Source organism: Enterococcus hailinensis (assembly GCF_045862035.1).
GTDB lineage: Bacteria > Bacillota > Bacilli > Lactobacillales > Enterococcaceae > Enterococcus_A > Enterococcus_A hailinensis.
Genome location: NZ_BAAFRV010000048.1, coordinates 1 through 1,748, shown reverse-complemented (window position 1 = coordinate 1,748; position 1,748 = coordinate 1). Strand labels below are relative to the sequence as shown.

Annotated in this window: 1 protein-coding gene; it reads right to left on the bottom strand. The window is 43.8% G+C overall.

Annotation, left to right across the window (positions count from 1 at the left end; all coding sequences use genetic code 11):
• Positions 1–18 precede the first annotated feature (18 nt).
• The gene (locus tag ACKTSC_RS13350) at positions 19–1,623 is read right to left on the bottom strand and encodes an IS1634 family transposase (protein ID WP_311809205.1); all 1,605 of its coding nucleotides are present in this window, start codon (positions 1,621–1,623) and stop codon (positions 19–21) included.
• Positions 1,624–1,748 lie beyond the last annotated feature (125 nt).

The following is a 1,748-nucleotide window of genomic DNA, read 5'->3' as shown; positions in this document are numbered from 1 at the left end:
AACCTGAATTCCCGGAATTTATAACGAGGGAGGGGCAACCCCTAACGCCTCATATAATTCCTTCTGCTTCGTCGTAACCTCTCCCAACAGGCGTCCATGTCCGGGGGACTCGAATAATTCAATCGTGTCCAGTTCATCCAGTACACCTTGGAGAGTCCATTGGTTAAATAGCTCGGCATCCTGCATCTTCTTTTTCACATAGGACAAGTAGATTAAAGCGATGAATTCCACGAAAAGCTTCCCGTTCAGGGATAATTCGGACGAAACTTGCATTCTTCTGAAGTTTAGGCGCTCTTTTAAATTGCCGAAGGCTTTTTCAACAACATCCTTGCTGCGATAAAGAGACAACGCTTCAAACGGATCATTGACCTCATTAGAAAGCAAGGCGAAGTAACCATAATTTCTAACCGCATTGCGCATCGCCTCTTCTTTAGGCGTGATTTTCTTCCCTCGTTTAGGTGTCTCAGTAACTTCGAAGTACTTATCATAATCTTTCATACGATAATCTTTCAGTGTATTTTCCTTCAGATCTTGGTGAAGGGCTGTCAGATAGTCGTTCATGTCTACCTGATCTTTAATCGCTTTTTCAGGATTGTAGAACAGATGCAGATACGCGCGCTTTTCCGATTTTATCACATCACCTTTATACGGACGTTCCTGTTCGTATTCCCAGTTTATTGTGCGACATACACCGTAGGTGTTGAACTGTGTTTCGAAGTTTGACCAAAGTTTCAAGTTCTCACGTTCCGCTTCCAACACACCCTTGACATATTTGAGTTTGAGTTGCACGCCTATCACGAATTTCTGGTGGTGTTTATACAAGGCGTTGATATTATCCTTGCTGTAAAAACCTCGATCAAATATCACGTTGACCTTTTTGTAGCCCATTACATCAAATTCCTTCATGAGTTGCCGAACCGTTTTAACATCGGTGATATTTCCGGACAGCTTGCGGTAATAAAAGGGCAGTCCGGATTGTGCCCCAAACAAGAGTGCCAAGTTGATTTGCGGCAAGCGGTCGTGTTCCTTGTTTCGTCCCTTCTTCACTTGCGATAAGACCTCTGAGTAACTCGATATCGACGTAGTGTCAAATGCCCAATACTCCTTTTCCATCCGGCGGTTGCCTTGTTTCTGAAAGAAGGCCATCCGGCCTTCCTCATCGATTGCTTGGAATAGGTCGCTGCTTCGTTGTGAAGGAATATCCTGGCAATACGGGTGATGATGCAGTTTTTGCCAATGGGAAAAACGACTCAAGGCGTTATTCTCTTCGAGAATCAAGTAATAGGCGATCGACAAAATTTGCTTATAATGCTCCGGGAAGATGGCCTTAAGGTCCGCGTATACGCCTGTCTGTTTGCCAATTTGATCGAGCAGATAACCTGCCCCATAGAAGATTCTTCGGACTTGCGTCATTGGAATCGGCCCTGGCTTAACTTCCAATGAAGACGGGGCCGGTTTCTTTTTGTACGAACGTGTTGGGATGATTTCACCTGTAACCGGATCGACTTTTCCAATCAGTGTCCTCTTAGCGCGTGATTGTTGCTTTTCCTTATCCCAGTAGGGTTCATTCTGATAGGCATAGGTAATGCCCGTTTTCTTGTTTGTCTGAAAAATAACTGCCATATCAACACTCCTCGTTATACATTATATTATATAACGAGTTATAAGTCTACAAAAAAACCGCTATATATCAAGCGTTACAGCGGTTTTTCGAGTGATTATCGTTACACAATTCGGGAATGCAGGTT